Source organism: Bradyrhizobium sp. CIR48, assembly GCF_014198315.1.
In the GTDB taxonomy this organism is placed as follows: Bacteria; Pseudomonadota; Alphaproteobacteria; order Rhizobiales; family Xanthobacteraceae; genus Bradyrhizobium.
Map to the genome: position 1 here is coordinate 123,506 of NZ_JACIHG010000014.1, position 12,448 is coordinate 135,953.

At 66.0% G+C, this 12,448-nt stretch carries 10 protein-coding genes; 3 read left to right on the forward strand and 7 right to left on the reverse strand.

Annotated features, from left to right (window positions below; all coding sequences use genetic code 11):
• The first annotated feature begins 37 nt into the window (after positions 1 to 37).
• The gene (locus tag GGD66_RS34855) at positions 38 to 2,155 is read left to right on the forward strand and encodes an OmpA family protein (protein ID WP_018318937.1); all 2,118 of its coding nucleotides are present in this window, start codon (positions 38 to 40) and stop codon (positions 2,153 to 2,155) included.
• Between the two features lie 65 nt (positions 2,156 to 2,220).
• On the opposite strand, the gene GGD66_RS34860 is transcribed toward GGD66_RS34855, so the two are convergent.
• The 7 genes from GGD66_RS34860 to GGD66_RS34890 form a co-directional block, all read right to left on the reverse strand.
• The gene (locus tag GGD66_RS34860; RefSeq protein WP_183261193.1) at positions 2,221 to 3,978 is read right to left on the reverse strand and encodes an alkaline phosphatase; all 1,758 of its coding nucleotides are present in this window, start codon (positions 3,976 to 3,978) and stop codon (positions 2,221 to 2,223) included.
• Between the two features lie 104 nt (positions 3,979 to 4,082).
• Positions 4,083 to 5,420, reverse strand: a complete 1,338-nt coding sequence (argG, locus tag GGD66_RS34865; RefSeq protein WP_018318939.1) for an argininosuccinate synthase — start codon at positions 5,418 to 5,420, stop codon at positions 4,083 to 4,085.
• A gap of 93 nt (positions 5,421 to 5,513) precedes the next feature.
• Positions 5,514 to 6,290, reverse strand: coding sequence for a phosphatase PAP2 family protein (locus GGD66_RS34870; RefSeq protein ID WP_183232751.1), 777 nt, complete (start codon positions 6,288 to 6,290; stop codon positions 5,514 to 5,516).
• Positions 6,291 to 6,372: 82 nt separating this feature from the next.
• On the reverse strand, positions 6,373 to 6,867 hold the full coding sequence (locus GGD66_RS34875; RefSeq protein ID WP_018318941.1) for a hypothetical protein: 495 nt from the start codon (positions 6,865 to 6,867) through the stop codon (positions 6,373 to 6,375).
• A 164-nt stretch (positions 6,868 to 7,031) separates the two neighbouring features.
• Positions 7,032 to 8,234 (reverse strand): 23S rRNA (adenine(2503)-C(2))-methyltransferase RlmN, encoded by a 1,203-nt coding sequence (rlmN, locus tag GGD66_RS34880; RefSeq protein WP_183231060.1) that lies wholly within the window; start codon positions 8,232 to 8,234, stop codon positions 7,032 to 7,034.
• Between the two features lie 230 nt (positions 8,235 to 8,464).
• A complete protein-coding gene (locus tag GGD66_RS34885) occupies positions 8,465 to 9,112 on the reverse strand; it encodes an invasion associated locus B family protein (RefSeq protein ID WP_018318943.1) in 648 nt (215 codons plus the stop codon).
• Between the two features lie 117 nt (positions 9,113 to 9,229).
• Positions 9,230 to 10,069: an SDR family oxidoreductase gene (locus GGD66_RS34890; RefSeq protein WP_183236478.1), complete on the reverse strand. Its 840-nt coding sequence runs from the start codon at positions 10,067 to 10,069 to the stop codon at positions 9,230 to 9,232.
• A 218-nt stretch (positions 10,070 to 10,287) separates the two neighbouring features.
• Here GGD66_RS34890 and GGD66_RS34895 point away from each other — a divergent pair, with 218 nt between their 5' ends.
• Together GGD66_RS34895 and GGD66_RS34900 are read left to right on the forward strand one after the other, a co-directional pair.
• On the forward strand, positions 10,288 to 11,262 hold the full coding sequence (locus GGD66_RS34895; RefSeq protein WP_183261195.1) for an NADPH:quinone oxidoreductase family protein: 975 nt from the start codon (positions 10,288 to 10,290) through the stop codon (positions 11,260 to 11,262).
• A gap of 316 nt (positions 11,263 to 11,578) precedes the next feature.
• The gene (locus GGD66_RS34900) at positions 11,579 to 12,439 is read left to right on the forward strand and encodes a hypothetical protein (protein WP_183261197.1); all 861 of its coding nucleotides are present in this window, start codon (positions 11,579 to 11,581) and stop codon (positions 12,437 to 12,439) included.
• Positions 12,440 to 12,448: the final 9 nt, after the last annotated feature.

Below are 12,448 nucleotides of genomic sequence, written 5' to 3' on the forward strand. Positions count from 1 at the left end.
CACTTCGTCAAAGAACCTTCCGGGGAAGTTCACCACCATGACCAATCTTCGTTTCGTGCTGCTCGCGACGACGGCTCTGACCGCGATGCAATTCGCAAGCTCCGCATCGCAAGCGCAAAGTGCGCCGCCGCTCGTGGTCGCACAGGCGCAGCCTCAAGATGCAGGCCCTGACGGAAAACCGAAGCAGCCGCCGAAGGGACCCGCGGCTGCGCCGCCTGCTGGGCCCGCACGCCCGGCCGCTCCGCCGCCCGCCGCTGCACCGCCCCACCCGCCCGCTGCGCCGCCGCCGGCTGCCGCACCGCCGCGTCCCGCCGCGCCGCCACCGCCTCCGCCGCCACCTGCGGCCCGTCCGGCTCCCCCGCCGCCACCACCGCCGCCTGCTGCACCGAAGCAGCCGTCGCCGCCTCCGGCCGCGGCGCCGCAGCAGCACGCCCCGACACCTCCACCTCCGCCGCCTGCGGCACGCCCGGCTCCCACGCCGCCGGCACCGCCGCCTGCTGCAGGTCCGCAGCACGCACCCACGCCGCCGCCTCCCGCAGCACGTCCGGCCCCGACGCCACCAGCGCCGCCGCCGGCTGCAACGCCTCCGGGCCGCCCCGCTCCGGGCCCCGCGGCGACGCCTTCTCCCGCACCCGCAGCGCCGACGGCGCGACCGGGAGCGCCTGCTCCGACCGCCACACCTGCCCCGACTGCGACACCCGCGCCGACTGCAACGCCGGCTCCGGGCAGCACGCCTGGCGCACCGCCGGCGGGCCGCCCCGGCGCACCGCCGCCCGGCGCACGTCCCGGCACGCCTCCGGCTGCAGGATCGCCGGCTCCCGGTGCCGCGCCCGCTCCGACGGCCACGCCGGCTCCCGGCAGCACGCCGACGCCACCGCCCGGACGTCCGGGTGCGGCAACGCCGGGCCCCGGCGCGGCTCCGGCCCCGACTGCGACGCCAACCCCTGGTCAGCAGGGTGCAACGCCGCCCGCGGCCGGAACCCCGCCTGCCGGCCCGCAGGCTGGTGCCCCGCCCCGGCCGCCGGCGCCTCCCGCCGGCGCTGCCGCGCCGACCGTCGTCCCTGGCACACCGGCCGCCGCGCCGCCGCCCGACAGGGCACAATACAGGCCGCCGACGGTCGCGCCCGCCTTCCGGGCCGCGCCGACGGTCGCCGCGCCCTTGCCGCCTCCGCCGCGCCCACAGCAACGCGACCTGACCCCGCTCGCGATCGGTGCAGGCGTGGTGGCCGGCGCCGTGATCGGCGCCACCATTGCCGACATGCACAGCCAGCGACGCGAGGTCGTCGAAGGCGGCCGCACCGTCTACACCGAGCCGGACCGCATCATCATCCGCGATCCGGGCGGGCAGGCTTACGTCCGTGGCAACGACCTCTATCGCTTCCGCTATGGCGCCCGTGACATCCGCACCGACACCGTCGGCGGTGAAACCCGCACCGTCGTGGTCCGTCCCGACGGCAGCGAGATCATCACCGTGGTCGGTGCGGACGGTTCGCTGCGGCGGCGAATCCGCAGGGACCCCCGCGGGGGCGAGCTCGTCATCATCGACAACACCTACCGCGATCCGCGGGCAGTCGGCGGCTTCTATGTCGACGTGCCGCCGCCGGTCGTGAACATTCCCTACGACCGCTACATCGTCGACGCCCAGGAGGCATCGCCGGACGTGATCTACCAGACCATGGTGGCACCGCCGGTACAGCGGATCGATCGGCGTTACTCGCTCGACGAGATCCGCTACAGCCCCAATGTTCGCATGCAGATGCCGAGCATCGACGTCAACACGATCAACTTCGAGACGGGATCGTGGACCATCCCGCCGGACCAGGCGGCCCGGCTGCAGGTGATCGCCGACGGCCTCAACCAGGCGATTCAGCAGAACCCGCGCGCGGTGTTCCTGATCGAGGGACACACCGACGCGGTCGGCAACGAGGTCGACAATCTGTCATTGTCGGACCGTCGTGCGCAGTCCGCGGCCGAATTGCTGACGCAGCAGTTCAACGTGCCCGCGGAGAACCTGACGTCGCAGGGCTATGGCGAGCAGTATCTGAAGGAGCAGTCGCAGGGGCCGAGCCTGATCAACCGGCGCGTGACCATCCGCAACATCACGCCGCTGCTCAATGGCGGCCAGGCCAACGCGGCGCCTCCGCCGCGGCAGTAAGTCCCTCGCAACGAAAAATGGCCGGGAGCAATCCCGGCCATTTTTGTTTGGCGCGCGTCTCGCCCTTAATGCGCGGCGGCAAGCCCAAGCGCATCCGCGATGACGCGAAACACTTCCGTATTGTCCATCGAACCCTGCACGCGCTCGCTGCCCGGACCCGTCGCCGTGAGGATGACGTCCTCACCCGAATGCACACTGGCGCCGATCATCGCCGGCAGATTGCCCGGGCGCAGCACGACGCCTGGAACATCCTTGTATCTGTCGTTGGCCTTGAACGTCCCGTCCTCCGCACCCTTCACGGTCGGCTCGTTGGGATTGTCGAGCTTCGGGCGGAACGTCTCGTAATGGTCCGGCAGGCTGGCCGAGAAGATGGCAAGCCGCCGGCTCACGTCGATGCGGGCCGGATAACCCTCCGCATCCGGCGCCGGATAATTCGGAAACCCGGCCTGATCGTAGACGCCGACGCGCTCGCGCAGCGGCACGTTGGGCGCGGTGCCCATGTCGTCATTCACCGTGCCGACGAGGCTGTTGGGATGATTGTGGTCCGCCAACACCAGGATGAGGGTGTCCTCGCCGCGCGCACGCGCCCATTCACGGGTCTGGCGCACCGCGTTGTCGAGCATGATCGTGTCGAAGACGGCGCGCTCCATGTCGAGCAAATGCGCGTATTTGTCGATCATTCCGGACTCGACCATCAGGAAGAAGCCAGCCTCGTTCTTCGCCAGGATGTTCAGCGCTGCCTGCACCTGCTCGGTCAAGTCAGGCTGCTCGGGAAATTTCTTCACGCCGCCGCCTCTGAGGAATTTGCGATCCAGCGCGCCGTCCATGTTGCCGGCGGCGAACAGGCCGAGCAGCTTGCCCGTCTCCGGCTTTGCGGCAGAAGCGCCGAGCTCGCCCGCGGTGGTCGCCACCTGATAGCCTGCGTCACGAAACTTCGCGATGTAGTCGGTCTCGTCCTTGCGCTTGGAGCCGGCGGCGGATTTCGGCAGGAAATTCGCGCTGCCGCCGCCCATCAGCACATCCGGCTTGGCCGCGAACAACTGCTCGACGATCTCGTCATAGGCCGCGCGCCGGCGCGTATGCGCGACCATCGCCGCCGGCGTTGCGTCCTCGATCTCGGTGTTCGTGACGATGCCGATCGCCATGCCGAGCCGCCTCCGGGCAAGGCTCGTGATGGTTTCGACCCGGGGATCGTCGAACGGGCTTGCGGTGCGGTCCGCGTAGACGCCGAGGGCGTTGACGGCAGCCTTGTGCCCGGTCGCATAGGCGCTGGCCGAGTTAGCGGAGTCCGTGATGATCGAGTCCGAGCCCGCGGTCGCCACCAGTGCCATGTGAGGCATGTCGTCAATGGCGAGCTTGCCGCGGCTCTTGCCCTCCGAGATGCCCTTGGACAGGATTCGGGCCGCGACCCGATGCGCCGGCGACATGCCGTCACCGATGAACAGGATAACGTTCTTCGCCTTGCGCGGACCCGTGTCGTAGACCGTCCATGTGACGCTGCGCTGGCGCGTGCCGTCACTCACATCCACGGCAATGCTGCCCGGCGTGGTCAGCGTGACGTCGCGCAGGATCAGCGCCGACTGCTCCTTGCCGTCCTCGCGGTCGATGAAGGTCGCCGAACGGCCGAACGCGGTCGCGTAATCCGCGCCGTTCACCGTCACCTTCAGCTTGGCGGGATCGACCAGCCCGGGGAATTCGACCTTGAAGTCGAATTGGGCCCCAGCCAGGATCTCGGCACGATCGATCGGATAGATCGTCTGTGCCGACAGTGACGTTGTCCAAAGCAAGACGATGAGAGAGACGACGGCCGATCCCTTGACCATATTCGATGCTCCGCGATGCCCATTCCGGGGGAAACGGGGAGCCTAACGGCCGAGGATGACACCGTCATTATGTCGCGCATCGCCCGATCGGGCGGCAAAAGGCCTCAACCCTTGTCGCTCTCGAGCCGAAAGATCTGCGAGCCTTCGCTGCCCGACAAAAGGCCGGTGTCGCTGTAGAGCTTCAGCTTGGTCCGGGTGTCGGCGATGTCGAGGTTGCGCATGGTCAGCTGGCCGATGCGGTCGGCCGGCGAGAACGCGGCATCCTCGACCTTCTCCATGCTGAGCCTTTCCGGCGCATAGGTGAGGTTGGGGCTCTCGGTGTTGAGGATCGAATAGTCGTTGCCGCGGCGCAGCTCCAGCGTCACCTCGCCGGTGACGGCGCGCGCGACCCAGCGCTGCGCGGTCTCGCGCAGCATCAGGGCCTGCGAATCGAACCAGCGACCCTGATAAAGCAGGCGGCCGAGGCGCATGCCGCTGATGCGGTACTGCTCGATGGTGTCCTCGTTGTGGATGCCGGTGACGAGGCGCTCATAGGCGATGTGCAAGAGCGCCATGCCCGGCGCTTCATAGATGCCGCGGCTCTTGGCCTCGATGATGCGGTTCTCGATCTGGTCGCTCATACCGAGGCCGTGCCGGCCACCGATGACGTTGGCCTCCAGGAACAGCGCGACGGGATCGGCGAAGGTCTGGCCGTTCAGCGCTGTGGGCTGACCTTCTTCAAAGCGCACGACGACCTTCTCGGCCTTGACGGCACAATCGTCGCGCCAGAATGGCACGCCCATGATCGGGTTGACGATCTTGATGCCGCTGTCGAGGCTCTCGAGATCCTTGGCCTCGTGCGTGGCGCCGAGCAGATTGCTGTCGGTCGAATACGCCTTCTCGGCGCTCATCTTGTAGGCAAAGCCCTGCGCGGTCATGAACGCCGACATCTCGGCGCGGCCGCCGAGCTCGTCGATGAACTGCTGGTCGAGCCAGGGCTTGTAGATCTTCAGGCCGGGATTGGTGAGCAGGCCGTAGCGGTAGAAGCGCTCGATGTCGTTGCCCTTGAAGGTCGAGCCGTCGCCCCAGATATTGACGCCGTCTTCCTTCATCGCCGCGACCAGCATCGTGCCGGTGACGGCGCGGCCGAGCGGGGTGGTATTAAAATAGGTGATGCCGCCGGTCGAGATATGGAAGGCGCCCGACTGGATCGCGGCGATGCCTTCATGGACCAGCTGGGTGCGGCAATCGACGAGCCGGGCCTTCTCGGCACCGAACTCCATCGCCTTGCGCGGGATCTCGTTGTAGTCGGCCTCGTCGGGCTGGCCGAGATTGGCGGTGTAGGCGTAGCAGCGCGCGCCCTTCTGCTTCATCCAGAGCAGCGCCGCAGAGGTGTCGAGGCCGCCCGAAAAAGCGATGCCGACTTTCTCACCCTTGGGCAGGCTTTTCAGGATCGTGGTCATGGCGCTTCCAATCGGGTCTCAAAGGGCTGATGTCATGGACGGGTTGACCGCGCGAATATCAAATTTCGCGGGGCTCGGCACCCATTTAATGGCTTAAACCGTGGGTTCGGGACCGGTCTTGCCGCCGAACAGGCGTCGGCGGAGCCGGTAGGCGGGCATGTTCAGCCGGGTCAGGGCGGCATCGACCGCCTCGTCCGAGAACCGGGTCCGTGGCCAGCGGTAGATCAGCGCGTAGGCAAACCAGATCACGACGAAACTGACGAGACCGGCGATCGCCACATCGGTGAAGAAATGACCGCCAAAGGCCATGCGCAGCCCGCTGGTGACGGCGCCGAACACCACCGCGCCGGCATAGGCGAGCGGGCGCCATGCCGGCGGCGCCAGCGCGGCCGGCGCCAGCGTCCAGAACGCGGTCGCGCCCTCGCCCGAGAAGAACGAGCAGTTGCGCGCGCAGCCGCCGCGCGGATCCCACCACGCCACGAACTGCTGGTCGCCGGCAAACTGCGTCACCACCACCGGGCGCGGGCGGCCCCAATAGGTCTTGAAGGTGAGGTTGGTGAGGATGCCGGCCGACATGATGATCGTGACCAGCAGGAACACGATCGCGCGACCCGACACCATCAAGGGACGGTCGGGCCGGATCATCTTGACCACGAGCGCCACAAGCGAGGGCAGCACGAAGGCCCATGCGACCCACATCGCAGCGTCACGCGCAAAGCCCGCCCAGTCGTTCAGCTTGAGCGGAAAGGTTTTGGTTTGGGGGTCGAAGAACAGCGACGCCAGCTTGAGATCGAGCTCGGGATAGAGGCCGAAAACAACGCCGATCACGAGCCACAGCGCCAGGGCGATGAAGAGTCCAGTCCGGTTCATGGCGGGCGGTTTAGCGGAGAGACGACGACATGAAAACCCCGGTGAAGGTGCCCATCCTCCCCTGGGAGGGTGTCAGAGAGCATCATCTTGCATCCGGCCTTGAATTCGACGGCAGCGGCGGAGGCGGTCGGCGCGGGGGCGGCGGGATGCGCCAGGCGCCGGCATTGCGGCCGGCGATCAGCCAGTAGACCACGCCGGCGACGATGCCCGCGCCGGTCATGATCTCCAGATGGCGCCGCACGATGCCTTCGAACTGAAACGTGTCGGAGTGAAAGGGAACGAGGCCGAGATAGCAGGCAAGTCCGACGAGGCCGCCGCCGACGGCATAAGCGAGCGCGCTGCGGATGTAGAGGGCTTCGGTGATCGCAACGATCACTGCCGCCGGCACCAGCGCAAAGCCGGAGACGAAGATGAAGCCGAAGCCGAGCAAAATGTCGATCGCGCCCTGATCGACGGGGCCGGCGCCGAGATCGGCGAACTCCGGAAACAGCAGCGCGACGACCACGATCATGCCGCCGACGAAACAGGCGGCGAGGAAGCCGATGAAGATGACGATGAGGCGGCCGATCAGGGACATGCGGAGGAAGTCACCGTAGTCGTCATTGCGAGCGCAGCGACTTGTCCGCCGAAGCCTTGGCGAAGGCGGAAGCAATCCAGAGATACGTCTGCAGACACAGTCTGGAATGCTTCGTCGCTACGCTCCTCGCAATGACGAGGATGCGAGAGCGCGGTCATGACAACCTAATCCGTCATTGCCATGGCGCGCAGTGCCTGCCGTTCGCGTGCGCTGAGCTTCTCGGTCTCCGACTTGAGCTGGCCGCAGGCGGCGAGGATGTCGCGGCCGCGCGGGGTGCGCACCGGCGAGGAATAGCCGGCATTAAAAATGTATTCGGAGAATTTCTCGATCTGGTCCCAGTCCGAACATTCATAGGCGGTTCCGGGCCAGGGATTGAACGGGATCAGGTTGATCTTGGCGTGAATGCCCTTGAGCAGCTTCACCAGCAGTTTTGCATCGTCGAGCGAATCGTTGACGCCCTTGAGCATCACATATTCGAAGGTGATGCGGCGCGCGTTGGAGGCGCCGGGATAATCGCGGCAGGCCTGCAGCAGCTCCTTGATCGGATATTTGCGGTTGAGCGGCACCAGCTCGTTGCGCAGCTCGTCGCGCACCGCATGCAGCGAGATCGCGAGCATGACGCCGATCTCCTCGCCGGCGCGCACGATGTTCGGCACCACGCCCGAGGTCGACAGCGTGATGCGTCGGCGGGAGATGCCGATGCCTTCATTGTCGCCGACGATCAGCAGCGCATCGCGCACCGCGTCGAAATTATAGAGCGGCTCGCCCATCCCCATCATCACGATATTGGTGACGCGGCGTGTGCCGTCCTCGCGATCGGCCCAATCGTTCAGGCGATCCCGCGCCACCATGATCTGTCCGACGATCTCGCCGGCGGTGAGATTGCGCACCAGGCGCTGCGTGCCGGTGTGGCAGAACGAGCAGTTCAGCGTGCAGCCGACCTGCGAGGAGACGCACAGCGTGCCGCGATCGGTCTCGGGAATGTAGACGCATTCGACTTCATGAGCGCGCTCGACATTGTCGCCGCTCGGCAGACGCAGCAGCCATTTGCGGGTGCCGTCGTTGGAGATCTGCTCGGCCACGACTTCGGGCCGGTCGACCGTAAAATGCTGCGCGAGCTCGGCGCGAATGCCCTTCGAGATCGAGGTCATGTCGTCGAAGCTCTGGGCGCCGCGAAAATAGAGCCAGTGCCAGAGCTGCTGCACGCGCATCTTGCGCTGCGCCGGCGCGACGCCCACCTCGCCGAGGCGATCGGCAAGCTCCGTGCGCGACAGACCGATCAGCGAAGGCCTCGCCGGCGGCACATAGGTCTCGAGTGGCGTCTTCTCCACCAGGATTGCGTTATGCGGCTCGGTCGTCGGTTGCATTGAATGGACCTAAAGGTTGTGCGGCGTTTCGGAATGGTCCGAAGGGATCGCAAAGCAACCCTGAGGACCAGACCTGAGGTGCGCAACTGCGCACCGGGGAAGCTCGAGATTCCGGGTTCGATGCTGCGCATCGCCCCGGAATGACGCAAGAAATCTGGAACCGGCCTTATATAGCAACCGGAACAGCCGATTGCGACCGTGACTGTCGCTTAGCCTTAAAGGACTAAGCCTTACCGCCGGCAGTCCTGCGCGATCTTGTCGAGCGCCTGGGCGAGGCCCTTCAGCGAGAACGTGTCGGTCGTCTCGGTGCCCTTGGCCGAGACCCCCTTGACGACCAGCTCGGCGGATTTGCGCATGGCTTCGACCATCCGCTCCTCCTCGGCCGCGTTCTTGATCCAGAGGCCGTCGCCCTGCGTGTACATGGCGAAGGCGGCGCCGCCGACCTCGACCGACGATTCCGAGCCCGGCTTCAGGGCGTAACCGATCATGACCGAAACTTCGTTGTTCACCTTCTCGGCCGGACGGGTCGAGACGAAGGCATAAGCGGGATCGCGCGGCCGATTCGGCGGATTGGTCTTCGACGACGAGGGTTTTGCCAGCGCGAAGCAGACCTTCTTGCCGTTGGGCGTCGCCGAATAAGCGCCCCAGGTGCCGAACTGGCCGATCAGGGTCGGCTCCGCGCCACCCGCAACCGCTGCGGGCGGGGCCGCAGGCTTGCTCTCGGGCTTTGCCGCGCTCTTTGCGGCCGTATTGGCCGCCGGAGCCGCCGACTTCGGTGCGGCCTTCGGCGCCGGTTGCGTCGTCTGCGCCCGCGCAAGATCGGCGATCCCGCACGTCATCATGCCGATCATCAAAGCTAAAGATAGCACCCGCCACATGCTGGAGTGGTTCCCTCAATATTGTGACTGGAAGATGGCCCGGCCGCGCTTTGTCCCCCGGCAGGGATAACCGGAAAAGTCCAATTTGGGAAGGCAGTTAGCGGTATCAGCGGCGCCTTAAGCTTTGGACCGCGCGGCGCGCTGGTCGGCCCATTGCGTCTCGGTCCAACGTAACAAATCCTCGGCGCCGGAACTGCGCAAATGCGCGCCACCGTCGATGACGACCATCTCGCCATTGATGTAGGCGGCGCGGTCCGAGACCAGGAAGCTGGCGAGATCGGCAAGCTCGCCGTGCTCTCCGGTCCGGCCAAGCGGATTGCGCGCGGTCCAGCCTTCGTCACGGCCTTCGGGGCGGAGCTGCCCCGACGCGCCCGCGGTCGGGAACGGACCAGGGGCGATGGCGACGGTGCGGATGCCTTTCGGGCCCCATTCCACGGCGAGACTTCTGGTCATCGCCAGCAGCGCCGATTTCGCCATCGCCGAGGGCACGGTGAAGGCGCGGCCGGTGATGGTCGAGGTCGAGAGGATCGAGAGCACGACGCCGCCATGCTGGTCCTCGATCCAGCGCCTGCCGGCGGCCAGCGTGCAGTACATCGCGCCATGCAACGTCGGCGCCAGGATCGCATCGGCGGCGCGGAACGACAGATGCTCGCTCTGTGCGATGAACGTCGCGGCGGCGTTGTTGACGAGGATGTCGAGCGGCGCCTCGCGCCAGATCTGCTCCATCATGCTGTCGACGGCCGCGCCGTCGCGGATGTCGCAGGCGATCGTCGTGACCTTGCCACCTGTCTCCTCGCGCATCTCGCTCGCGGTTGCTTCCAGCCGGTCGAGCTTGCGGCCGCAGATCACGAGCTCGGCGCCGAGTGCAAGGAAACGGCGCCCCATCGCGGCGCCGAGGCCCGAGCCGCCGCCGGTGACGAGGATGCGCTTGTCCCTCAGCAGGCCTGTTTCAAACATCGTTTGAATCCTCCCTTTTCTTCTTGCTCCGTCATTGCGAGCGCAGCGAAGCAATCCAGAATCCGTCCGGCGGAAATAGTCTGGATTGCTTGCTGCGCTCGGATGACGAGGATAGGCCCTCGCGCCGCCCGAGACAAAGAATCCGGATTGTCCGGCCGCAGTAAATCCGGCAGAAACGGCCAAACTATAATTCCACCCAAAACGCCCAAGGTGCCGCCATGAAAGCCATCCTCTGCTCGCAATATTGCCAGCCTGACGATCTCGTACTGGCTGAGGTGCCGGATCCGGTGGCAGGTCCCGGTGAAGCGGTGATCGCGATCAAGGCGGCGGCGCTGAACTTCTTCGACATCCTGATGATTCAGGGCAAGTATCAGATCAAGCCGCCGTTCCCGTTCTCGCCGGCCGCGGAAGTCGCGGGCGTGATCGAAAGCATCGGCTCCGGCGTGACCGATCTGAAAGTCGGCGATCGCGTCGTCGCTTCCTGCGGCCACAACGGCGCGCGCGAGAAGATCGCGCTGCCGGCGGCGTCGATCGTGAAGATCCCCGACAATCTCGACTACGACCGCGCGGCCGGCATCATCATCATCTACGGCACGGCGCTGCATGCGTTGGAAGATCGCGCCAGCCCGAAGCCGGGCGAGACGCTTGCGGTGTTAGGTGCGGCCGGCGGCACCGGCCTTGCCGCCTGCGAGCTCGGCAAGCTGATGGGCCTGAAGGTGATCGCCTGCGCCTCGTCGGACGAGAAGCTCGAGTTCGCGAACGCGCACGGCGCCGAGCTGACGCTGAACTACGCCAAGGAAGACCTCAAGGAAGGTTTGCGAAAACTCACGGGTGGCAAGGGCGTCGACATCATCTTCGATCCGGTTGGTGGTGCCTATGCCGAGCAGGCGCTGCGCTCGATCGCCTGGGAAGGCCGCTTCCTCGTGATCGGTTTCGCCGCGGGCGACATTCCGAAGATGCCGCTGAACCTCGCGCTGCTGAAAGGCTGCGACATCCGCGGCGTGTTCTGGGGTGCCTGGACGCGGCAGAATCCAGAGAAGAACCGCGCCAATCTCGAGAAGCTCGTGAAGTGGACGGCGGAAGGAAAGATCTCGTCGCATGTCGACCGCACCTTCCCGCTGGCGCAGACAGCAGATGCACTGAAGGTGCTCGCGGGACGTCAGGCCATGGGCAAGGTGATTTTGCATCCGTGAGGATGTAGGCGTCGCCATCGCCACACACAAAACTGTCACCGCTCGAATCGCTGGCGTCGCTGAAGCTGCGCCAGCTTTTTCGTGCGCCGTCGCTTGGTAATGAGCCCTCAACCATTCCCGCCAAAATTGCGGTGCATTCCCCTGCTTTGCCGCAATCAAACCCAAATCTCTCCCGATTCGCGCAAATCGTCGTCGTTTTTTGGGCTGATTCAGACGGCGATTTACCGGTTCCAGTTTGCGGGGTACCTCTGGACAACAATAAAAAGACTGAAGCCGGGAATGCCCCTGCGTTGCGTTAGTAATGGGGAGCATCACCATGGAGACGACGGCGTACCGCCCGTCCAAGGAGTCGAGTGCGCTCGACTTCAATCGAGCCGCATCACATCCGCCGACCGCGTCCTTTGTCCGTGCGCGCGCCGCACGGGCCGATCTTTCGCAGGACGATCCGATTCCGCTGTTCCTGTCCGATCCGCTCGGCGCGCCGGACCCAAGCGAATATACGCCGGTGGAGTTGCGTTCCAGAATTGTGCCGCGTGTTCTCGCGGCTGTTCTGGCAGCGTCCACCCTGGCAGTTCTGGCCGTACTGTATCAATCCGACTTTCGCGGCTTCTTCACCGCCAACGCCGGTAGCTGGGTGGGGCTCGCGCCGGACATGGCCATGGCGTCGGCCAACGCGCCGGCGATACCACAGACCCCGCTCAAGGATCCGGCCCGCGTGTCCAACACGACGCTGGCGAGCGCCGACGCACGGGACCTCCCTGCACCGACGGTGCCAAGCCGCGAAGCGATAGCGACCGCCTATCAGGTTGCGCTGCAAGCGCAAGGACCGGTGCAAGGACCGGTGCAAGCACCGGAGCCCGTCGCCGCACAGCCTGCACCGCCTGAACCGGTCAGGACGCTCGACGCCGACACGCTGGCAGCGTTGATGACGCGCGCGAAGAGCCTGTTGAGGATCGGTGACATCGCCGCAGCGCGGCTGCTGCTCGAACGCGCGGCCAATGCGCAAGATGCAACGGCGGCGCTTCTGCTGGCGCAGACCTATGATCCCACGGTGCTCGGCACCAGCGATGCGCGAAGTGTCATTGCCGACGCATCCGCCGCACGTGACTGGTACCAGCGGGCTGCATCACTCGGATCGGCGGAGGCGCGCCAGCGTCTCGTCCGGATTCAGAACTAGAACTATTCA

What these genes read in the sequence shown, in the direction of transcription:
- GGD66_RS34895 (WP_183261195.1), top strand. Translation starts at nt 10,288, where the DNA reads ATGAAAGCCATCCTCTGCTCGCAATATTGCCAGCCTGACGATCTCGTA.
- GGD66_RS34855 (WP_018318937.1), top strand. Translation starts at nt 38, where the DNA reads ATGACCAATCTTCGTTTCGTGCTGCTCGCGACGACGGCTCTGACCGCG.
- argG (WP_018318939.1), bottom strand. Translation starts at nt 5,420, where the DNA reads ATGACCACGATCCTGAAAAGCCTGCCCAAGGGTGAGAAAGTCGGCATC.
- GGD66_RS34860 (WP_183261193.1), bottom strand. Translation starts at nt 3,978, where the DNA reads ATGGTCAAGGGATCGGCCGTCGTCTCTCTCATCGTCTTGCTTTGGACA.
- GGD66_RS34890 (WP_183236478.1), bottom strand. Translation starts at nt 10,069, where the DNA reads ATGTTTGAAACAGGCCTGCTGAGGGACAAGCGCATCCTCGTCACCGGC.
- GGD66_RS34900 (WP_183261197.1), top strand. Translation starts at nt 11,579, where the DNA reads ATGGAGACGACGGCGTACCGCCCGTCCAAGGAGTCGAGTGCGCTCGAC.
- GGD66_RS34885 (WP_018318943.1), bottom strand. Translation starts at nt 9,112, where the DNA reads ATGTGGCGGGTGCTATCTTTAGCTTTGATGATCGGCATGATGACGTGC.
- rlmN (WP_183231060.1), bottom strand. Translation starts at nt 8,234, where the DNA reads ATGCAACCGACGACCGAGCCGCATAACGCAATCCTGGTGGAGAAGACG.
- GGD66_RS34870 (WP_183232751.1), bottom strand. Translation starts at nt 6,290, where the DNA reads ATGAACCGGACTGGACTCTTCATCGCCCTGGCGCTGTGGCTCGTGATC.
- GGD66_RS34875 (WP_018318941.1), bottom strand. Translation starts at nt 6,867, where the DNA reads ATGTCCCTGATCGGCCGCCTCATCGTCATCTTCATCGGCTTCCTCGCC.